The organism is Promicromonospora sp. NPDC090134 (genome assembly GCF_044746965.1).
GTDB lineage: Bacteria > Actinomycetota > Actinomycetes > Actinomycetales > Cellulomonadaceae > Promicromonospora.
In genome coordinates this window covers 1,331,473-1,351,568 of the sequence record NZ_JBIVCZ010000001.1, presented here as the reverse complement: position 1 = coordinate 1,351,568, position 20,096 = coordinate 1,331,473, and the positions used below count along the sequence as shown (strand labels likewise).

Annotated in this window: 15 protein-coding genes; 11 read left to right on the top strand and 4 right to left on the bottom strand. The window is 73.1% G+C overall.

From position 1 onward, the window contains the following. Positions 1 to 144: 144 nt before the first annotated feature. Complete coding sequence (locus ACIPN7_RS05915) at positions 145 to 993, bottom strand: general stress protein (RefSeq protein WP_400538942.1); 849 nt, start codon at positions 991 to 993, stop codon at positions 145 to 147. Positions 994 to 1,066: 73 nt separating this feature from the next. Here ACIPN7_RS05915 and ACIPN7_RS05910 point away from each other — a divergent pair, with 73 nt between their 5' ends. Both ACIPN7_RS05910 and ACIPN7_RS05905 read left to right on the top strand, forming a co-directional pair. Continuing rightward, on the top strand, positions 1,067 to 2,380 hold the full coding sequence (locus ACIPN7_RS05910; RefSeq protein WP_400538940.1) for a magnesium transporter MgtE N-terminal domain-containing protein: 1,314 nt from the start codon (positions 1,067 to 1,069) through the stop codon (positions 2,378 to 2,380). Then, positions 2,373 to 2,897 (top strand): DUF1003 domain-containing protein, encoded by a 525-nt coding sequence (locus ACIPN7_RS05905; protein WP_400538938.1) that lies wholly within the window; start codon positions 2,373 to 2,375, stop codon positions 2,895 to 2,897. Before ACIPN7_RS05910 ends, ACIPN7_RS05905 begins: the two co-directional genes overlap by 8 nt. Here ACIPN7_RS05905 and ACIPN7_RS05900 read toward each other — a convergent pair. Continuing rightward, positions 2,852 to 4,708 (bottom strand): hypothetical protein, encoded by a 1,857-nt coding sequence (locus tag ACIPN7_RS05900; RefSeq protein WP_400538936.1) that lies wholly within the window; start codon positions 4,706 to 4,708, stop codon positions 2,852 to 2,854. The genes ACIPN7_RS05905 and ACIPN7_RS05900 overlap by 46 nt on opposite strands. A gap of 114 nt (positions 4,709 to 4,822) precedes the next feature. Here ACIPN7_RS05900 and ACIPN7_RS05895 point away from each other — a divergent pair, with 114 nt between their 5' ends. Beyond that, on the top strand, positions 4,823 to 5,962 hold the full coding sequence (locus ACIPN7_RS05895) for an Mrp/NBP35 family ATP-binding protein (RefSeq protein WP_400538934.1): 1,140 nt from the start codon (positions 4,823 to 4,825) through the stop codon (positions 5,960 to 5,962). Between the two features lie 205 nt (positions 5,963 to 6,167). On the opposite strand, the gene ACIPN7_RS05890 is transcribed toward ACIPN7_RS05895, so the two are convergent. Next, on the bottom strand, positions 6,168 to 7,763 hold the full coding sequence (locus ACIPN7_RS05890; protein WP_400538932.1) for a TROVE domain-containing protein: 1,596 nt from the start codon (positions 7,761 to 7,763) through the stop codon (positions 6,168 to 6,170). A gap of 943 nt (positions 7,764 to 8,706) precedes the next feature. On the opposite strand from ACIPN7_RS05890, the gene ACIPN7_RS05885 reads away from it, so the two are divergent. The 7 genes from ACIPN7_RS05885 (at position 8,707) to ACIPN7_RS05855 (ending at position 18,357) form a co-directional block, all read left to right on the top strand. Beyond that, the gene (locus ACIPN7_RS05885; protein ID WP_400538930.1) at positions 8,707 to 9,696 is read left to right on the top strand and encodes an NAD-dependent epimerase/dehydratase family protein; all 990 of its coding nucleotides are present in this window, start codon (positions 8,707 to 8,709) and stop codon (positions 9,694 to 9,696) included. Between the two features lie 106 nt (positions 9,697 to 9,802). Next, positions 9,803 to 11,737 carry a glycosyl hydrolase 53 family protein gene (locus ACIPN7_RS05880; RefSeq protein WP_400538928.1) on the top strand — a complete coding sequence of 645 codons (1,935 nt, stop codon included), beginning with the start codon at positions 9,803 to 9,805 and terminating at the stop codon, positions 11,735 to 11,737. A gap of 36 nt (positions 11,738 to 11,773) precedes the next feature. Next, the gene (locus tag ACIPN7_RS05875) at positions 11,774 to 13,849 is read left to right on the top strand and encodes a beta-galactosidase (RefSeq protein ID WP_400538926.1); all 2,076 of its coding nucleotides are present in this window, start codon (positions 11,774 to 11,776) and stop codon (positions 13,847 to 13,849) included. An 84-nt stretch (positions 13,850 to 13,933) separates the two neighbouring features. Next, positions 13,934 to 15,166 (top strand): galactokinase, encoded by a 1,233-nt coding sequence (gene galK / locus ACIPN7_RS05870; RefSeq protein ID WP_400538924.1) that lies wholly within the window; start codon positions 13,934 to 13,936, stop codon positions 15,164 to 15,166. Positions 15,167 to 15,332: 166 nt separating this feature from the next. Beyond that, positions 15,333 to 16,418, top strand: coding sequence for a secretion protein HlyD (locus ACIPN7_RS05865; protein WP_400538922.1), 1,086 nt, complete (start codon positions 15,333 to 15,335; stop codon positions 16,416 to 16,418). Next, positions 16,415 to 17,176, top strand: a complete 762-nt coding sequence (locus ACIPN7_RS05860) for an ABC transporter ATP-binding protein (protein ID WP_400538920.1) — start codon at positions 16,415 to 16,417, stop codon at positions 17,174 to 17,176. Before ACIPN7_RS05865 ends, ACIPN7_RS05860 begins: the two co-directional genes overlap by 4 nt. Continuing rightward, on the top strand, positions 17,173 to 18,357 hold the full coding sequence (locus tag ACIPN7_RS05855; protein ID WP_400538918.1) for an ABC transporter permease: 1,185 nt from the start codon (positions 17,173 to 17,175) through the stop codon (positions 18,355 to 18,357). Before ACIPN7_RS05860 ends, ACIPN7_RS05855 begins: the two co-directional genes overlap by 4 nt. On the opposite strand, the gene ACIPN7_RS05850 is transcribed toward ACIPN7_RS05855, so the two are convergent. Further along, entirely contained in the window at positions 18,354 to 19,178 is an 825-nt protein-coding gene (locus ACIPN7_RS05850) for an exodeoxyribonuclease III (protein WP_400538916.1), read from the bottom strand. The genes ACIPN7_RS05855 and ACIPN7_RS05850 overlap by 4 nt on opposite strands. 182 nt (positions 19,179 to 19,360) lie before the next feature. Here ACIPN7_RS05850 and ACIPN7_RS05845 point away from each other — a divergent pair, with 182 nt between their 5' ends. After that, positions 19,361 to 20,089, top strand: a complete 729-nt coding sequence (locus ACIPN7_RS05845) for an alpha/beta fold hydrolase (protein WP_400538914.1) — start codon at positions 19,361 to 19,363, stop codon at positions 20,087 to 20,089. Positions 20,090 to 20,096: the final 7 nt, after the last annotated feature.

The window sequence follows — 20,096 nt, the reverse complement described above, 5'->3', positions numbered from 1 at the left end:
CACCTCGACCAGCTCTGGCGGCCCTGATGACTTCGGTCCTCTGCCCAGCTCGAGAATGAGATCGGCCGGTTGCCCTGAGATCGGTCGGTCGATTGACCGGTCTCAGGGCAACCGACCGAAGTCACTGCCTGGGTGCGAAACGGCCTACTTCTGGTCGTCCGTCGGCGGCGCGTACGGGTTGCCCTGGTGGGGCCCCGGGCGGTCCTTCTGCTCGCCGGTCTCGGCCAGCGGGTCCGACGGGTCGTCCGACGGCGGGACCGGTGCGTCGGCCGGCGTCACCGCGCCCGCACCGCCCGCGCCCGCGTCGGCCGGCGCGGCGCCTGCCGCGCCCGGCCGCATCGCCCCGTAGCGGGGCTCGCCCGAGGGCGTGACCCAGCGCGGGTCCGGGGTCCGGGGCGTCGCCGGCGCGGGGGGCGCCGTCGGCGCGACGGGAGCCGGAGCCGGAGCCGCTGGCGCTGGCGCCGCCGGGGCCGGGTACCCGACCGGAGCCGCGCCGCGTGCCTTGCCCAGGCCGCCCGGCGACTCCACGAGCAGCGCCCGCGCGTCGCTCGCGTGCTCGTGGCCGCACAGGATCGCGTAGGTGGCCGCCACGATCTGCGACGACGACGTGAAGTCGCGCCGTCCGCCCGTGAAGGAGTACGACAGGATCGAGAACAGCAGGCCGAAGCCCGCACCGAGCGCGATGCCGGCGAACATCACCTGGAATCCCGAGGAGCCCGCGAAGAGCGTCAGCAGCAGGCCCACGAAGAAACCGAACCACGCGCCGGACAGGGCGCCCGCGAGCGCCACCCGGCCGTAGGTGAGCCGTCCGGTGACCCGCTCGACCATGCGCAGGTCGGTGCCCACGATGGTGACGTTCTCGACGGGGAACTTGTTGTCGGAGAGGTAGTCGACCGCTTTCTGCGCCTCCAGGTAGGTGGAGTACGCGGCAACCTCGTCACCGGCCGGCAGGGTCGGGACCTTCGGGACGGCACCCGGGCGAGACATGCTCATACGCCATAGTCTCCCCTACCCGGACGATAGTGGCGAGGAGCGACGCCCCGACACGGGTCGTAGGCTGACCAGCGTGAGCGCCAGCACCAGGGTTTTCGTCGCACGTCTGGCCGGCACCGCCGTCTTCGATCCCATCGGCGACCAGGTGGGCCGGGTCCGTGATGTCGTCGTGCTGGTCCGGGCGAAGGGCGCGCCGCGCGCGGTGGGCCTGGTGGTCGAGGTCCCGGGCCGACGGCGGGTCTTCCTCCCGCTGACGCGCGTGACGAGCATCGACGCGGGCCAGGTGATCAGCACGGGCCTGGTGAACATGCGGCGGTTCGAGCAGCGGGCCATGGAGTCGGTGGTGCTGGGCGAGCTGCTGGACCGCCGGGTCCAGCTCAAGGACGGCTCGGGCGAGGTGACGATCGAGGACGTCTCGATCGCGCAGCAGCGCACGGGCGACTGGCTGGTGGACCAGCTCTTCGTCCGACGGCGGGCGACGCGCGGGTCGGCCCCGTTCCGGCGGGGCTCGACCCTGACCGTGCCGGTCGACGCCGTGCAGGACCTCACCAGCCGGTCGGCCGAGCAGGGCGCCGCGCGGCTGCTGGAGGCGTACGAGGACATGCGTGCGGCCGACCTCGCCGACGTGATCCGCGACCTGGGGGCCGCGCGCCGGCTGGAGATCGCCGTCGCGCTGGACGACGAGCGCCTGGCCGACGTGCTGGAGGAGCTCCCGGAGGACGCGCAGGTGTCGATCCTGTCGGGCCTGGACCGCGACCGTGCGGCCGACGTCCTGGAGGTCATGGAGCCGGACGACGCCGCCGACCTGCTGAACGAGCTGCCCGACGAGCAGGCCGCCCAGCTCCTGAACCTGATGGAGCCGGACGAGGCGGCCGACGTCCGCCGTCTGCTGGAGTACGCCGAGGACACGGCGGGCGGTCTGATGACCACGGAGCCCGTGATCCTGGGCGCGGACGACACGATCGCGACCGCGCTGGCCCAGATCCGGCGCTCCGAGCTGCCGCCCGCGCTCGCCTCGCTGGTGTTCGTGGTGCGGCCGCCGCTGGAGACGCCGACCGGGCGGTTCCTCGGCGTCGCGCACTTCCAGCGGCTGCTGCGCGAGCCGCCGCACGCGGCGGTCGCCTCGGTGCTGGACACGGAGACGGAGTGGCTGACCCACGACGCGTCGGTGGGCCGGGTGACGCGCCTGCTCGCGGCGTACGATCTGCTCGCCCTCCCGGTGCTGGACGCCCAGCGCCGGCTGCTGGGCGTGGTCACGGTCGACGACGTGCTGGACCACATCCTCCCGGACGACTGGCGCGGCAGCGACGACGAGCGCATGGAGGCGATCGCCGCGCAGTCGGCGCCGACGGCGCGCCTCGCACGACGGGGGACCACCCGTGCCTGACCGCCTTGACACCCCGCTCGCGCAGCGACGCAGCCTGGTCCCCCGCATCCGGATGGACGACGACGCCGTCGGCAAGGCCACCGAGGCCATCGCCCGGTTCCTGGGCACGCCGCGGTTCCTCATCTACCTCACGGTGTTCTGCCTGCTCTGGCTCGCGTGGAACATCTGGGCCCCGGAGGACCTGCGGTTCGACAGCGCGGCCAACGGGTTCACGGCGCTCACCCTGATGCTGTCGCTGCAGGCCAGCTACGCGGCGCCGCTGATCCTGCTGGCGCAGAACCGGCAGGACGACCGCGACCGCGTCACCGCGGAGCAGGACCGGCAGCGCGGCGAGCGCAACCTCGCCGACACGGAGTACCTGGCCCGCGAGATGGCGGCGCTGCGTCTCGCCCTCTCGGAGGTAGCGACCCGCGACTTCGTGCGCTCGGAGATCCGTAACCTGCTGGAGGAGCTGGACGAGAAGGACCGGGCTCAGGGCTCCACGTCGTCGTGGAGCACCACGCGCGACAGCTCGTAGGCGCCGCCCGGCAGCTTCCAGTAGTGCAGCCTGCGGGCCGACGGCGTGTTGACCTGCAGCGACACCCGCCAGCACACGGCGCCGTCGTCCCGGTGCCGGAACGGGTCGTCACCGCCGGCGCCCGTGCGGAGGCGGTGCACCTGCAGGCCGTTCATGTCGAGCGCGAGCCCGGTCAGCACCATGACGAGCGTCCAGACCACGCGGTCGCGGCTCACGCCCTCGACCTCGGTCAGGGAGGCGAGGAACCGCGGGCCGAGCGTGTAGTCGGCCAGGGGGCGCCCGGCCTTCTCCGCCGCGGGGATCGCGCGGGCCCACTCGGTCAGCACCTCGAACCGGAGCTGCTCCTCGTCGTCGGCGAAGTACCGCTCCTCGGGTACCTCGGCCCCGGCGTCGCCCAGCCGGCGCCGGAGGCGCGCGGCCTCCTGCCGGGCCTTGCGCAGGGCGGTGGCCTGCTGCTCCGCGCGGCGTTCGCCGCGGTCCAGCCGTTCGGTGAGCTCGCCGACCCGCCCCAGCAGACGCTCGACCTCCAGCTCGACCTGGCGCCGCCTGACCTTGTCGTCCAGCAGCTCCTTCTCCAGCGCGCCCACCCGGGACCGCGCGGCGTCGAGAGACAGGCTGAGGTCGCGGGCGGCCTTGCCGGCCGGGGTCGGCTTCCGCTGGCCGTCGGCCGGCGTCGGCACCGGGCCGACGTCGGCGGGGCGCAGGCCGAACAGGTCTGCGGGGGTGGGCGGGCCCGACGACGGCGCGGGGCTGGTCCCGCCGAGGTCGACGGGCTCGTGGGGCTCGGCCAGCGAACCCACCACCAGCGGGCCGTCGAACCGGGGCAGCTCGGGCTCCGGCTCCGGGGGTTCGAGCCACGGCGGCCCGCCGTCGAGCAGGGCGATCGCGGGGACGGGCCGGTCCTCGGACTCGTCGACGTCGTCCAGCCGCAGCGCCAGGCCGTCCAGCGGCGCCGGCACCCGGCGGGCCAGGATCACCTCGCCCACCGTGAAGAGGTCGCTCAGCAGGTCCAGGTCGTTGCCGGTGATGTCGGCACGGCGCACGCGCACGTGGACGCCGGGCGCCAACGCGACGCGCACGGCGTCGTCCTCGACGCTCTCCACCCGGGCCAGCACCACCTGACCCACGCGGTAGGCGAGGTGCACCGCCCGGCGCAACGCGTCGGCGCCGGGCAGCATGCCGCGCACGTCGAGGAGCCGGCGGACCGGGTCGAGCACACCCGTGACGCGCATCCCGGGCGCGAGCACGCGGGCGAGCGGCACGTCGGCCAGGACGAGCTCCTCCGCGACGGTGACCTGGCCGCCGTCGTCGGTGCTGACCAGCGCTCGCGTGCCGAGCACACCCAGCACCCGGCCCTCGGTGGTCGTCGCGTCCGGGGCGGACCGCGCCGCGCCGACGATCCCGGCGCGCACCGCGAACCGCATGACGTCACCGACCAGGCGTTCGCGCACGTGCGCGTCCTCGTCCGTCGAGTACGCGAAGTGCAGCGGCGAGCGGCGGGGCTGGTGCACCCACTCCAGCTCGGTGCCGTAGACGCGGGACGCACCGCCGTAGACCTGCGTGTCGGGCGGCATGCCCGACGAGAACTCCCACGACACGTCGCCCGTGGGGATGACGACGACCTCGGCAAGCCCGGCGACGTCGTCGAGCACCCGCTGCGGGTCCACGAAGGGCACGGAATGGCCGGCCGGGGTCGAGATGACCACCACGGGCCAGCGGCGGCCCTGGCGCTGCAGCTCGGCGGCGAGCTCGCGTGCCTGGTCCTCGGAGGCGACACGCCGAACTCGCGCTGGCACGCGTGGCTCGGTCATGGGGCCTCCTCACCCTTGGTGGTGAGGCAGCGTACCGTTCCCAACTGACGTTCACTGCAAGGACGGGAAACGACCTTGAAACTGGCTGCTGGACCCCGGCCATAGGATCGATCCATGACCGCAGTCGACTCCCCCACGCTCGAGACCCGCGTCCGCGACGCGCTGACCGGTGTGCTCGACCCCGAGATCCGGCGCCCCATCACCGACCTGGGCATGGTCCGGTCGGTCGACGTCTCCGAGGGCGGGCACGTCGCCGTCGGCGTCGACCTCACCGTCGCGGGCTGTCCGATGAAGTCGACGCTGGTCAAGGACGTGACGGCGGCAGCGACGGCGGTCGAGGGCGTGTCCGGTGTCGACGTCGAGCTGGGCGTGATGACGCCCGAGCAGCGGTCCTCGCTGCGCTCGATGCTGCGCGGCGGCGTGGGCGACCCCGTCATCCCGTTCTCGCAGCCGGGCTCGATGACCAAGGTGTTCGCGGTCGCGTCCGGCAAGGGCGGTGTCGGCAAGTCGTCGGTCACGGCGAACCTCGCGGTGGCCCTGGCCGCCGACGGGCTGTCGGTCGGCGTGATCGACGCCGACATCTACGGCTTCTCGATCCCCCGGATGCTGGGTGTGGACCGCCAGCCGACCCGGGTGGACAACATGCTGCTGCCGCCCATCGCCCACGGGGTCAAGGTGGTCTCGATCGGCATGTTCGTGCCGCAGGGCCAGCCCGTGGTCTGGCGGGGGCCGATGCTGCACCGCGCGCTCGAGCAGTTCCTCGCGGACGTGTTCTGGGGCGACCTCGACGTGCTGCTCCTGGACCTGCCGCCCGGCACGGGCGACATCGCCATCTCCGTGGCGCAGCTGCTGCCGTCGTCCGAGATCCTCGTGGTCACCACGCCGCAGGCCGCGGCCGCGGAGGTGGCCGAGCGGGCCGGGTCGGTGGCGACGCAGACGTCGCAGGGCGTGGTGGGCGTGGTCGAGAACATGTCGTGGCTGGAGCAGCCGGACGGGACCCGCCTGCCGATCTTCGGCGAGGGCGGCGGCGAGCAGGTCTCGGCGCGGCTCACCCAGGTGATCGGCAAGGAGGTGCCGCTGCTCGGCCAGGTGCCGCTCGACGTCGCCGTCCGTGAGGGCGGGGACAGCGGCACCCCCGTGGTCCTGACGGCGCCCGACTCGCCCGGCGCGAAGGTGCTGCGCGAGGTCGCCTCCGCGCTGGCCACCCGCAAGCGGGGGCTCGCCGGGATGCAGCTGGGGATCAACCCGGCGTGACGTGGCGGCGCGTTCGGTAGGCGAGCTTTCCGGACCAGCACCTCGGCGGGGCCGGATCGACTGGCCCGGCACCGAACGGACCGCTCGCCCCGACCGGTTCCCCATCGAGGCCCGAGTTTCTCCGCTTTGAGCCGCCTCAATGCGGAGAAACTCGGGCCTCGAAAACCACCAGCCGGGCCTGAGCCCGACCAGCCGGGACCCGCCGTCAGAGCCCGCCCGCGAACTGCGAGATCAGGGACGGCACGGCGGCGTCGAACCCGGCGACGTCGAGCATCCCCGGATCGGACGGGTCCGCGATCGAGAACTCGGTCGCGGTCATGCCGACCACCACGAGCCGCGCCGGTATGCCCGTGCGCTCCCGGTACAGTCGCAGCGCCTGGTGCGGGTGCACGTCGCCGTGCCACGTCTCGTTGTCGGTGTAGACCACGAACGTGTCGACCTCCAGGCCGTTGGCCAGCGCGTACAGCATCGGCTGGGCGCAGTCCGTGCCGCCCATCGGCATCTCGTCGACCACGCGCAGCGCGTCGTCGAGGCGACGGCGCGGCGAGATGCGCAGCGGTTCGAGGTGCGCCTCGCGCCAGCCGCGCCCCGTCCCCCTCGTGAACCCCACCGCCGACGAGCCCGGCTCGGTCGCGAGCTGAACCAGCGCCAGGGCCGCCGACGCCTCTCGCGCAGTGAGCGGCATGCCCGCGATCGGCGCGCTCATCGAACCCGACACGTCCACGGCGAGCAGCAGCCGCTTGCCGGACGGCTCGATCGCGCCGAACGCCGCGTAGAAACCGGCGTCGAGCGCGTCGACGACACGCTGCGTGGGCTCCCACCGCCCCGCACCTCGTGCCGAGACGCCCGAGGCGTAGGTCCGCTGCGCCACCAGCACGTTGACCGGGTGCACGCGGGCACGGCGCAGCCGCTCGGGGTCGGCGAGCAGGCCCGCGACCTCGTGGGTGCGTCCGCCGACAGCAGGCAGCAGGCCCAGCCGCGTGAGCCGAGGGAGCTGGCGCATCAGCGCCGTCGTCGGCACACCGACGTCGAGCAGCGCGTCCCACACCGCCGGTTCCGCCAGCGCGGCGTCGGGCAGCATCTCCCAGGTCAGGCCGGCATCGCGGACGAGCGCCGACCAGGTCGCCGCGTCCGACGCCTCCTGCGCCCGAAGGAACGCCTCGACCAGGGCCGGGGTGTGCTCGCCCGCCGACCCACGCACGATCCAGTCGAACGTCGCCCGCAGGGCGGGGTCGGCGGTAACGGGGTGCGCCAGCCGCAGCAGGTCGCGGTGCGACCAGCCCTCGCGCTGCCGGTACTTGACGGCCTGGTAGGCGACGGCGTCGGCGTCCTTGCCCGTGTACCAGCCGCCGACGGCGCGCCGCAGTCCGCGGCCCCAGCCGCGGAACTGCTCGACGTAGGCGGCGAACAGGAACAGGTGCGTGCCGGTCCGCGCGACCTGCGGCAGCGCCGCGAGCGCCAGAGCCGCCGACTCCGGGACCGACGCCGCGTACGCGAGCGCGAACAGGGCAGGGTTCTGCCGGGGCGCGGCGCCGCTCGTCGACACCTTGACGATCGTGTCCACCAGCACCACCGGGTCCGTGACCGCCATCCGGCGCACAACCTCGGCGTTCTCCCGGGCCAGGGCACCGGCCGAGGTGTAGTACGTGCCGCCGTCGACGCCGAGGGTGAGGAAGCGCCGCAGCCGCGCGGCGTCGTCGAGGACGAAGGTGTAACCACCCGCGGAGTTCGCGTGCTGGCGCGCGTCGGCGGGCTGGTTCTGTGGGGTCCGACGGCGGCTCAGGGTGCGCAGGATGTCCATGGCGAAGCTCCTCTCGGGGGTGGGTCGTGCTGGCGACGGGCAGAAGAGAGCGGCGGCGGGTGGTGTGCCCGCCACCGCTCTCGAACGTGGAAGCACGGGCGGGCGTGGTTGCGACGGCCGAGAAGTCTCACGCTCTGTCCACTGAGCTACGCCGCCCGTGGGCGGCGGCGGGACTCGAACCCGCACCTTGAGAGCCGATAACCGACCGCCTCCGGCCCACCCGGGCTTCCGCGGTTCTGTTGTCGAGTCAGGACCCTAGAGGCCTTGCCCGTAGCCTGACCAGACAATATCCGGGTGATCGGTGATCTCAGGAGTTGCCCGTCGGGGTGGGCATCAGAGAGCGGCAGCGGGCACCAGCCCCCTACCGCTCTCTGTGTTTGGACGAGCGGGCGTGTGAGTGCCCTCCGGAACGGCGGCTCGCGCCGCCGAGCAGTACCCGTTGCCGGGCCGGGAGTCGAACCCGTACTGCCATATACCAGGTAACCGAAGGAGCTCCGGCCCGCTCTACGAAGCACAGGTGGGCGTGTTGATGACCGCCGGCGTTACGATCTACCGTTTGAGCTACGCCGCCCTGACGGACGACGGCGGGATTCGAACCCGCAACCTTTCCATGGGAAGTGGTAACCGACGCTCTCCGGCCCACCCGTGCTCGTTCCGTGTTCTGTTGTCGGGTCAGGACCCTAGGGCACGCGGGGCGGCTAAGACGAGCGGTTATCGCGGGCTGCTGGGACGGCGTGTGACTGTCGCGACCGGCCCCTCCTCCTCTTCCAGGCCGGGGTTTCTTCGCTTTGGGTCGGCTGAAAGCGAAGAAACTTAGGCCTCGAAGGGGATCTCGCGCGAGCAGCCCCCCGGCGCTCCCGAGTACGCCCCGCGAAGATTCGCCAGGAGCAGATCCCGGCGGATCTACCTGGCCCCTGTTGTCGCGATGCGGTTCGGTAGCCCCATGCGAATCCTGGTGCTCGGTGGAACCGTCTTCCTGTCCCGTGCGGTAGCGGCGGCCGCGGTGGCCCGCGGCCACGACGTCGTGTGCGCGGCGCGCGGCGTGAGCGGCACCGTGCCCGACGGCGCCACGCTGGTGCGCTGGGACCGCGCCGACGCCGTTCCAGCCGAGCTGACGGAGGGAGAGTTCGACGCCGTCGTCGACGTCTCCCGCATCCCGTCGCACGTGCGCGCCGCCGTCGCGGCCTTCCCGGACGCCCACTGGACGTTCGTCTCGACGGTCAACGTCTACTCGGAGACCGCCACCGTCGGCGGCACCCCGGCCACCCTTCCGCTCCTGGACCCGATCGAGACCGACGAGGACCCGGCCTCCGGCCCCGAGGTGTACGGCGCCATGAAGGTCGCCTGCGAGAACATCGTCCGCGCCGGCGCGGCGGCGGCCCTCGTGATCCGGCCCGGCCTGATCGTGGGGCCGGGCGACCCGAGCGGCCGGTTCACGTACTGGCCGGCCCGGTTCGCACAGGCCGCCGAGGACGGCCTGCCGGTGCTGGTGCCCGAGCCCGTGGACGACCCGGTGCAGCTCGTGGACGTCCGCGACCTCGCGGAGTGGATCGTGACGGCGGCGGAGCAGGGCACGAAGGGCGACTTCGACGCCGTCTGCCCACCGGTCCCCCGGTCGGAGCTGCTGGCCGGGGTGGCCGACGGCGTCGGCGCGCACCCGGCGCTGGTAGCGGTCGCACCGCAGGCCCTCGCGGAGCACGAGGTGAACCCCTGGTCAGGGCCCCGGTCGATCCCGTTCTGGGCGGGCGACCTGGTGGAGGGCGGGTTCATGACCCACGACGTCACGTCGTCGCTGGCGGCGGGCCTGCGGATCCGGCCCTTCGCCGAGACGGCCCGCGACACCGTCGCGTGGCTCCGCGCCACGCCGGACGCAAAGGTCACGGGCCTCACGCGGGACGAGGAGCAGGAGGTGCTGGCCGCCGTACGGGGGTGACGGTGGGAAGCGTATTCCCACACGCGCGCCGAGGACCTACCGTTGTGCTGGGTACTCCGGACGAACGGCCCTCCGGGCCGTTCCCGACCTGGACAAGGAAGTCCTCATGACGCACAGCACACACCGGGCGCGGGTCCTCGCGGGCAGCGCCGCCCTGGCCGTCGCCCTGACCACGGCCGGGCTCGCCGTGGGGCCGGCCGCCGCCGGCTACGGCGAGGCCGTGGTCGAGCCCGTCGAGACCGACCTGGCCGGCAAGGACTGGGTCACAGCCCACGCCACCAGCAACGATGCTGACTCCGGCCGGGCGACGGACGGCGACGAGAGCACGGCGTGGACGCCGTCCGGCAGCGCGCGGAAGGGTAAGGACCAGGCCCTCACCCTCGACCTGGGCGGCGCCTACGACGGCCTGCACAAGATCGAGGTGGTCCTCGCGGACGCCGCGCCCGCCCGCTACGTCGTCGAGGTCTCGCGCGACAAGAAGCACTGGACCACCGTCGCCGACCACCGCGACGGCCGCAGCGGAGCGACCGGCACCACCGCCCTGGTCGACCGGGACGGCACCCGCTACGTGCGGGTCCGGTTCACCGACCTGGCCGCCAAGGGCTGGCAAGGAGTCGCCGAGGTCCACGCCTACAACTACCTGCGTGACGACCTGAGGCTCGGCGCCGACCTGTCCTACGCCGACCAGGAGCGCGACCAGCCGTACTACCTCGACGCGGAGGCGGCCCTGGCCGGCGAGCCGGACCCCGGCCCGCACCTGCTCGACGTGGTCAAGGACCGCGGCATGGAGCACCTGCGCCTGCGCATCTGGAACGACCCGCGCGACGAGACCACCGGCGTCGAGACCGACCCGGCGTACCAGGGGCCCGAACGCTCGCTCACGGTCGCACGCGAGATCACGGCGCGCGACATGAGCCTCGGCATCGACTTCCACTACGCCGACAGCTGGGCCGACCCGAGCAAGCAGCCCAAGCCGCGCGCCTGGGCCGAGCTGCCGTTCGACGAGCTGACCGCGCAGGTCCACGACTTCACCGCGGACTACCTGACCCGCCTACGGGAGCAGGGCACCACCCCGGCGAAGGTCGCGGTGGGCAACGAGGTGATCAACGGGTTCCTGTACGGCAGCGAGGCGGCCATCATCGGCACCACCGCGCCCCAGTACTTCACGGACGAGGCCGACGTCTACCAGTCGCAGCCCGGCGGCGGCCTGCTCTGGGACTACTGGCGCAGCGACGACCCCGCCGAGCAGCGGCAGTACACGGAGCAGTGGGACCGGTTCGCCACCCTCATAGCGTCGGGCATCGACGCGGTGCGCGAGGCGTCCCCGGAGTCCGAGGTCGAGATCCACGCGATCGTGGACACCGGCCGCCTCGACAAGACCATGGAGTTCTGGACCCAGCTGCTCACCCGGCTGGAGGCCGCCGACGCCGCCCCGGACGTGCTCGCCCTGTCCTACTACCCCGAGTGGCACGGCAGCCCCGAGGAGCTGGAGCACAACCTGCACACCATCGCGGCCGCGTTCCCGGACTACGCGCTGGACGTCGCCGAGACCGCCTACCCCGCCGAGAGCTGGCCGCCCGGCGACCCGACGCCGCTGCCCAACTCGCCGTTCCCCGTGACCGTCCAGGGCCAGGCCGACGCGATCCAGCGCGTCTTCCAGGTCGCCAACGACGTGCCCGGCAACCGGGTGCAGGGCGTGCTGGTGTGGGAACCCGCGAACTGGCAGCCCATGTTCACCTGGGTCGAGACCGGCTCCGGCTGGTTCCCCGAGGCCAACGCGTCGCTCGACGTCTTCCGCGAGAGCGACGTCACGCACGTGCTGCAGGACGACGTCCGCGTGGTCACCCGGGTGGACGACGACGTGCGGCTGCCCCGCACCGTCGACGTGCTGTCACCGGGCGACCACCGGACGGCGCGCACCCCCGTCGTCTGGCAGGCCGTGCCCGACGACGCGACCGCCGTCCCGCGCACGTTCACGGTCACCGGGACGACGGAGTACGGTCCGGTCACGGCGACGGTCCACGTACTGCCCGGCCGTTGACCGAGCTCCACCTGATACACCCCTGAAAGGACCCTCATGCCTGAGACCTCCAGCTTCGCCCCCGGACCGCGGTTCGACGGCTGGCTGACCGGCGTCGACCAGATCAGCTACGGCGGCGACTACAACCCCGAGCAGTGGCCCGAGGAGGTCTGGGCCGAGGACGTGCGGCTCATGAACGAGGCCGGGGTGAACCTGGTCAGCCTCGGCATCTTCAGCTGGGCGCTGCTGGAGCCCCGCCCGGGCGAGTTCGACTTCGGCTGGCTGGACCGCATCATCGGGCTGCTGCACGACGGCGGTGTGCGGATCCTGCTCGCCACGCCGACGGCTGCCCCGCCCGCCTGGCTGTACGCGGCCCACCCGGACGCCCGGGTGGTCGACCGGGACGGCACGCCGATGGGCCCGGGCGGCCGCGGGCTCATGGCGCCCACCGCCCCCGCCTACCGGGAGGCCGCGCTGCGCATCACCACGGCCCTGGCCGAGCGGTACGGCACGCACCCGGCGCTGGCGGGCTGGCACGTGCACAACGAGTACGGCGCGCCCGTCGCCCTGGACTACTCCGTGCACGCCCAGCGCGCGTTCCGTGTCTGGCTGCGCGAGCGGTACGGCTCGCTCGACGCGCTCAACGCCGCCTGGGGCACCGCCTTCTGGGGCCAGCACTACGCCGACTGGGAGCACGTCCAGGTCCCGGCAGCAGCCCCGGAGGCGGTGAACCCCGCGCAGCAGCTCGACTTCGCGCGGTTCTCGGACGCCGCCCTGCGCGCCTGCTTCATCGCGGAGCGCGACGCCGTCCGCGAGCACTCGTCCGCCCCGGTGACCACCAACTTCATGGCCGCGAGCTGCCCGTCCACGGACCTGTTCGCGTGGGGCAAGGAGGTCGACGTCGTCTCGAACGACCACTACCTCCAGGCCGCGAACCCGCGCGGGTACGTGGGGCTGTCGCTGGCCGCCGACCTCACGCGGTCGGTCGCGGGCGGCAAGCCGTGGCTCCTGCTGGAGCACTCGACGTCGGCCGTGAACTGGCAGCCGCGCAACGTGGCCAAGCGGCCCGGGGAGCTGGCCCGCAACTCGTTCGCGCACCTGGGCCGCGGCGCGGACGCGATCATGTTCTTCCAGTGGCGCGCCTCCCGCTCCGGCGCGGAGAAGTTCCACTCCGCGATGCTGCCGCACGCCGGCACGGGCTCGCGGGTGTGGCGCGAGGTGACCGAGCTCGGGGCGAACCTCGGCAAGCTGACCGAGCTGCGCGGCTCGACGGTGCGGGCCGACGTCGCCCTGGTCTGGGACTACGAGTCGTTCTGGGCGCAGGACCTGGAGTTCCGGCCCAGCGAGGGCGCGCGCCACCGCGAGCGCGTGGACGCCTACTACGACCGGCTCTGGCGGGACGGCCACACGGTCGACCTGGTCCGCCCGGGGCAGGACCTGTCGGGGTACAAGCTGGTCGTCGCCCCGGCGTCGTACCTGCTCAGGGCCGAGGACGCCGCGAACCTCACCGCCTACGTGGCCGGCGGCGGATCCCTGCTGGTGAGCTACTTCAGCGGCATCGTCGACGAGCACGACGCCGTGCACCCCGGCGGCTTCCTGGCCCCGCTGCGCGACGCGCTCGGCGTGTGGGTGGAGGAGTTCCTGCCGCTGCGCGCGGACGACTCGCTCACCGTCGCCTACCGGGCCGGAGCCGCGGGGGCAGGCGCCGCGAGCACCGACACCACGCGGCTGACCGGCACGGTCTGGGCCGACGACCTGGTCCTGGACGGCGCCGAGCCGGTCGGCACCTACGTCGACGGCCCCAAGCCCGGCGGGGCGGCGATCACGCGGCACCGGCACGGCGCGGGCACGGGCTGGTACGTCTCCACCGCCCTCGACGCCGACACGCTGGCCACGGTCATGACCGACGTCTACGCGGGCGCGGGCCTGGCGCAGTCGGGCACCGTGGACGGGCTGGAGGTGGTGCGCCGGTACGGCGACGCCGCCACCTACACCGTGGCGGTCAACCACACCGACGGCGACGTGAAGCTGCCCCTGGAGTCGCCCGCCACCGACCTGCTCACCGGGCAGGAGGTCGCGGGCGACGCGGACGTGCCCGCGGGGGCGGTCCGCGTGCTGCGCCAGGGCGCCTGACACGGCGTCCCGATAGCGAGCGCGCCGGTCTCGCTGCCTGACCGGCGGTCGGCCCGGCGCGCTCAACGGGCAATAATCAGGTACGTGACCACCATCAACTGGCTCGAGGCCTGGACCGCCGAGGACGGCGCGCACCGGGTCGACGAGCTCTTCACCCGTTCGTTCGACGGCTCCCCCGAGGGCGTCTGGTCCGCCCCCGGGCGGGTCAACCTCATCGGCGAGCACACCGACTACAACGCCGGGCTCTGCCTGCCGACGGCGCTGCCGCACCGCACCTACATCGCGCTGCGGCCGCGCGAGGACGACCTGGTCCGGCTGGTGTCGGCGCAGGCAGAGGGCGTGTGGGAGGCCCGCCTGTCCGACGTCGCGCCCGGCGCGGTGCAGGGCTGGGGCGCCTACGTCGCCGGTGTCGCCTGGGCCCTGGCCGAGGCCGGCCACAAGGTCGGCGGCTTCGACGCCGCCGTCGACTCGTGCGTGCCGTTCGGCGCCGGCCTGAGCTCCTCGGCGGCCCTGGAGGCGGCCGTCGCGGTGGCCCTCGACGCCGTGGCGGGCCTCGGCCTCACGGCGTCCGACGCCGGGCGTGCCGAGCTGGTCGACGCCACCCGCCGCGCGGAGAACGAGATCGCCGGCGCCCCCACGGGCGGGCTCGACCAGTCGGCGTCGCTGCGCTGCCGCGAGGGCTACGCCCTGCTGCTCGACTTCCGGCCAGGCCTGAAGCCGCTGGAGTCGGGCGTGCCCGTGCCGTTCGACCTCGACACCGCCGGGCTCACGCTCCTGGTCGTCGACACCAAGGCCGAGCACTCGCACGTCTCCGGCGAGTACGGCGCCCGCCGCGCCTCGTGCGAGCAGGCCGCGGAGCTGCTGGGCCTGGCGTCGCTGCGCGAGATCGCGCCGACGCTCGGCGGCATGGGCATCGACCGTGCGCTGGCCGAGCTCGAGCCCCACGACCCCGACGGCGTGCTGCGCCGCCGCGTGCGCCACGTCGTGTCCGAGATCGACCGCACCGCGCGGTTCGCCGACCTGGTGCGTGAGGGCCGCGCGGCCGACGTCGGCCCGTTCATGGTCGCCTCGCACGTCTCCCTGCGGGACGACTACGAGGTCTCCTGCCGCGAGCTCGACCTCGTCGTCGACTCCGCCATGGCGGCCGGCGCGCTCGGCGCGCGCATGACGGGCGGCGGGTTCGGCGGCAGCGCCATCGCGCTGGTCCGCCTGTCCGACGTCGACACGGTCGCCCAGGCGGTCGCGGACGCGTTCGCCGACGCCGACCTGACGGCCCCCGTGTTCCTGCTGGCGCCGCCGTCGGCCCCGGCGGGCTGAGCACGTCCGCACCACGAGGGCCCCGCACCGTCAGGTGCGGGGCCCTCGTGTGCAAAGGCTTGGCTTCACCCCGTACTTTCATCCCCTTTGGGCCGGAACCTGGACTAATGTCCACCGGACTGCCACTCCGCAGACGCTCTCACCGTCCCCGCCGCGAGGAGCCCCCATGGGTGCTGTCCGCCAGTACGTCTTCCCCACCGCCCGGATCATCATCTGGGCCGTGATCGCCGCCGCGCTCGTGGTCCTGGCGCTCAAGGGCGCCGAGCTCGACCCGCCGGACGCGCTGCAGCCCACGGGCGAGATCACCGAGGCCGTGATCCCCGTCGAGAAGGGCTCCGTCACCAACGCCGTCACGGTGCCGGCGTCCGTGGTCTCCGACCCGCCGGTGGAGATCAAGGCCACCGCCGACGGCGTCATCGCCGAGATCGAGGTGGACGACGCCAAGGTCGGCAAGGACACCCGCGTCCTGTGGATCAAGAGCGAGGAGCCCGTCGAACCCGTGGTCGAGGTCGACGAGAAGACCGGCGAGGAGACCGTCACCGAGCAGGAGCCCAAGGTCACCTGGACCTCGGCCCTCGCGCCGGTCTCCGGCACCGTGGACATCACGGCGCTCAAGGACCAGGCGGTCGCTGTGGGCGAGGTCATCGGCACGATCTCGCCCGGCACCCTCTCGGTCTCCGGCACGCTGACCGCCGACCAGCAGTACCGGCTGGTCGGTGCCAAGGGCTCCGCGCAGGTGACGCTCAAGGGCGGGCCGGCGCCGTTCACGTGCACCAGGCTGACGATCGGCGAGGCACCCGCGGGCGCCATGGGCGGCGCCGAGGGAAGCATGGAGGCCGGCTCGGGCGCGCCCGAGGCGGCCACCGGCGCCGTCCACTGCTCCATCCCGCCGAAGGTCAAGGCGTTCTCGGGCCTGGGCGCCGAGATCGAGATCACGAACGGCGACGCGAAGGACGTCGTCGTGGTGCCGATCAGCGCGGTGCTCGGCACCTCCCAGACCGGCCGGGTGTGGACCGTCAAGGAGGAGGGCGCCGAGCCTGAGCCCCGCGACGTGACCCTGGGCCTGACCGACGGGCTGCAGGTCGAGGTCACCAAGGGCCTGAAGGCCGGCGAGCAGATCCTGGAGTTCACGCCCGTCGAGGACGGCACGGAGGGCGGCGTCGACTGCGAGGACATGACCGCCTACGACCAGGCGGCGATGGACGGCGACATGGACACCGTGCAGGCGTTCGAGGAGGAGTGCTTCGGATGACCGGCACCCCGCTCGTCGACCTGCAGGGCGTCACCCGGCACGTGGAGCTCCCGGACGGGAGCACGCTGGAGATCCTCCGCGGGGTGGACCTGACGGTCGGCCCCGGTGAGCACGTGGCGATCGTCGGCCGCTCCGGCACCGGCAAGTCCACCCTGCTGAACATCCTGGGCCTGCTCGACTCGCCCACCTCCGGCGAGTACCTCCTGGAGGGCGAGCCCGTCGGCCGCCTGCGCAGCCGGGCCCTGGCCCGGCGCCGGGGCGACGACTTCGGCTTCGTGTTCCAGCAGTTCAACCTGCTGCAGGGCCGGACGGCACTCGAGAACGTCGCCGCGCCCCTGCTGTACGCGCGCGGCAAGCAGTTCTGGAACCGCACCCGGCTCGCCGCGCAGTCCCTCGAACGCGTCGGGCTGGGCGAGCGCCTCGACACGCGGCCCGAGAAGCTGTCCGGCGGCGAGCAGCAGCGCGTCGCCATCGCCCGCGCGCTCGTGCGCGGGCCGCGCGTCATCCTCGCCGACGAGCCCACGGGGGCGCTCGACGTCGAGACCGGGCAGGCGATCATGACCCTCCTGGACGATGCCGCGAGCGAGACCGGGTCCGCGCTGGTGACCATCACGCACGACCTGGCGATCGCGGCGCGCGCGGACCGCCAGTTCCGGCTGGCCGACGGTGTGCTGGTGCCCATCCACCTCGACGCGCCCGCGGCCGTGGCCGAGACGGCGCCCGAGACCTTGCCCGAGTCCGCCGGGCTTCCCGCATGACCGGCGTCGTGGGCGCGATCGTCGAGGCGTGGGACGAGCTGCGGATCCACCGGGTCCGCGTGCTGCTCGCGCTGATCGGCGTCGCCTGCGCCGTCACCGCGATCACCGGCATCACGGCCGCCGTGACGATGTTCGGCCAGGCCATGCAGGAGCAGAACGAGCGCATGTCGGGCCGCGACACCACGCTGGAGGCCTGGTCGATGGGACCGTCCGAGGCCGGGATGACGCCGACCGAGGTGGACGCGGTCGTCGACGCCGTCGCCGAGCGGCACAAGATCTCGTACCACTCCGTGCGCGCGACCGCCGACCTCGCGGTGCGCGGCGGGGAGAGCGGCACCTACGTCGAGTGGTCGGCTGTCGACGTCGACAGCGGGATCATCACCCGCCAGGACCTCGAGGCGGGCCGCTGGTTCACCGAGTCCGACGCCGACCGGCTGGCCCCCGTTCTCGTGGTGAACCAGGCCTTCCTGGACGCCTACGCCGACGGCGCCCCCGTGACCACGCACCCGAAGGTGGTCATCGAGGGCGAGTCGCCCGTGGCCGCCACCGTGGTCGGCGTGGTGCCCGTGCAGTGGAACGACGAGGGGCCGCGCGCCATCATGCTGTTCGACCAGGCGGTGCGCTGGTTCCCCGACCGGGTGATGGCCGACAGCTACCGGTTCTGGGTGCCGCCGGAGCTCGCCGACCGGTTCGCCGAGGTGCTGCCCCGCGACCTGGCGGCGGCGGGCGTCCCGTTCGACGTGCAGCAGCCGATGGCCGACGCGCTGGTGATCGACCGCGTGCTGCAGTACCTGGTGCTCGGGGTCGGCGGGTTCGCGCTGCTGCTGGGCGGCCTCGGGCTGCTCAACATCGCTCTGGTCACCGTGCGGTACCGGATCCGGGAGATCGGCATCCGGCGGTCCTTCGGGGCCACCAGCGGGCGCGTGTTCTTCGGCGTGCTCATGGAGTCGGTGGTCGCCACCACCGTGGCGGGTGTGGTCGGCGTGGTGATCGCGGTGGCCGTGATCAAGAACATCCCGATCGACCGCATCTTCGGCCGGCCGCTCGACGACCTCCCGGGCTTCCCGTTCGACGCCGCCCTGGTCGGCATGGCGTGCGCCGTCGGGATCGGCGCCCTGGCGGGCCTGATCCCGGCGATCTACGCGGTGCGGGTCAAGGTGATCGACGCGATCCGGTATTAAAGCTCGTAGGTCGCCACGACCGGGGCGTGGTCGCTCCAGCGCTCGGCGTAGGTGGGCGCGCGGTCGACCTCGACCTTGCGGCAGGCGCCCGCAAGCGCTGGGTTGGCGAGCTGGTAGTCGATGCGCCAGCCGGAGTCGTTGTCGAACGCCGCGCCGCGCCACGACCACCACGTGTACGGGCCGGGGCCGTCGCCCGCGTGGGAGCGGCCCAGGTCCGTCCACCGGTGCTCGTCGATCCAGCGGGTCACGTACGCGCGCTCCTCGGGGAGGAAGCCGGCGCTCTTCTGGTTGCCCTTCCAGTTCTTGATGTCCACGTTCTGGTGGGCGATGTTGAGGTCGCCCGCCACGACCGCCGGGACCTGCGCCGCGGAGAGTTCGGCGAGGCGCGCCGTGACCTTCTCCAGGTAGGCGTACTTGGCCACCATCGTGTGCTCCTGGCCCGGGGTGGTGGACCCGGAGTGCAGGTAGGCGGAGACGGCGGTGAGCGTGCCGCCGTCGGGCAGGCGCACGTCGGCCTCAACCCAGCGGCCGGTGTCGGCGCCGGTCTCCGCGGCGCCGTCGGGCCCGTGGGTCGCGAGCCCCGTGCGGACGTCGCCGAGCGGCAGCCGGGACGCGACCACCACCCCGGCGCGGCCCTTGACCTCGCTCTCCGCGTGCGCGACGTGCCAGCCGTCGAGCACCTCACGGACGAGCTTGTCGGGCGCGCGCACCTCCTGCAGCAGCAGCACGTCCGGGGTGCGGGTGGCGATCCAGGACTCGATGCCGCGGCGGACGGCGGCACGGATCCCGTTGACATTGGCGGTGGCGACGATCAGGGGCACCGGGAGAGCCTAACGGTCACCTCTGACAGAGCCGGATCACGCACCCACGCCGTCGGCTGCTCCAGGGCGAGCTCTTGTCCGGCCATCCGGCATGCAATATATTGGATGCACGATGTGTTACGCGGGGGGACGAAGACACCAGGTCTTCGAAGAAGCAGTACCGATCCCAGAGAGAGGGCATCATGAACACCACCGCCACGAAGCAGACCATCGTCCTGGTGCACGGCGCCTATGCCGACTCGTCGAGCTGGAACGGCTCGATCACGGCACTTCACGAGGCCGGCCACCGCGTGATCGCGGTCGCCAACCCGCTCCGCGAGCTGGAGCAGGACGCGCAGTACCTGCGTGACGTGCTCAAGACGATCGACGGACCCGTCGTCATCGCCGGCCACTCCTACGGCGGACACGTGATGAGCCACGCGGCCGAGGGCAACCCGAACGTGACCGCCCTGGTCTACGTCGCGAGCTTCCTCGCGGAGCCCGGCGAGAGCCTGGTCGACCTCGTCGAGAAGTTCCCCGGGGCCAGGCTCGGCGGCGCGGCGCAGCCGTTCCCGTACACCACTCCCGACGGCGGGACGGCCACGGAGCTCTACATCGACCCGGCACAGTTCCACAAGCTGTTCGCCGGCGACGTCGACGCGACCACGGCCGAGCACATGGCGGCCACGCAGCGCCCGCTCGGGCTCGCCGCCTTCGAGGCGCCGGCCAGCGCCGCCGCCTGGAAGTCGATCCCGTCGTGGGTGCTCTCGGCGACCAAGGACCTCGCCGTCCCCGCGGAGCTCTCTCGCTTCATGGCCGAGCGCGCGGACGCCACGCTCGTCGAGGTCGACGCCTCGCACGCCGTGACGGTCTCCCAGCCGGAGTCCGTGACGGACGTGATTCTCGAGGCCGCGCGGACCACCGCCCGCTGACCCGTCC

Bases quoted from the DNA above. Each gene is read 5' to 3' on its own strand.
- ACIPN7_RS05915 (WP_400538942.1), bottom strand. From the start codon at position 993: ATGAGCATGTCTCGCCCGGGTGCCGTCCCGAAGGTCCCGACCCTGCCG.
- ACIPN7_RS05900 (WP_400538936.1), bottom strand. From the start codon at position 4,708: ATGACCGAGCCACGCGTGCCAGCGCGAGTTCGGCGTGTCGCCTCCGAG.
- ACIPN7_RS05895 (WP_400538934.1), top strand. From the start codon at position 4,823: ATGACCGCAGTCGACTCCCCCACGCTCGAGACCCGCGTCCGCGACGCG.
- ACIPN7_RS05890 (WP_400538932.1), bottom strand. From the start codon at position 7,763: ATGGACATCCTGCGCACCCTGAGCCGCCGTCGGACCCCACAGAACCAG.
- ACIPN7_RS05885 (WP_400538930.1), top strand. From the start codon at position 8,707: ATGCGAATCCTGGTGCTCGGTGGAACCGTCTTCCTGTCCCGTGCGGTA.
- ACIPN7_RS05880 (WP_400538928.1), top strand. From the start codon at position 9,803: ATGACGCACAGCACACACCGGGCGCGGGTCCTCGCGGGCAGCGCCGCC.
- ACIPN7_RS05875 (WP_400538926.1), top strand. From the start codon at position 11,774: ATGCCTGAGACCTCCAGCTTCGCCCCCGGACCGCGGTTCGACGGCTGG.
- ACIPN7_RS05865 (WP_400538922.1), top strand. From the start codon at position 15,333: ATGGGTGCTGTCCGCCAGTACGTCTTCCCCACCGCCCGGATCATCATC.
- ACIPN7_RS05860 (WP_400538920.1), top strand. From the start codon at position 16,415: ATGACCGGCACCCCGCTCGTCGACCTGCAGGGCGTCACCCGGCACGTG.
- ACIPN7_RS05855 (WP_400538918.1), top strand. From the start codon at position 17,173: ATGACCGGCGTCGTGGGCGCGATCGTCGAGGCGTGGGACGAGCTGCGG.
- ACIPN7_RS05845 (WP_400538914.1), top strand. From the start codon at position 19,361: ATGAACACCACCGCCACGAAGCAGACCATCGTCCTGGTGCACGGCGCC.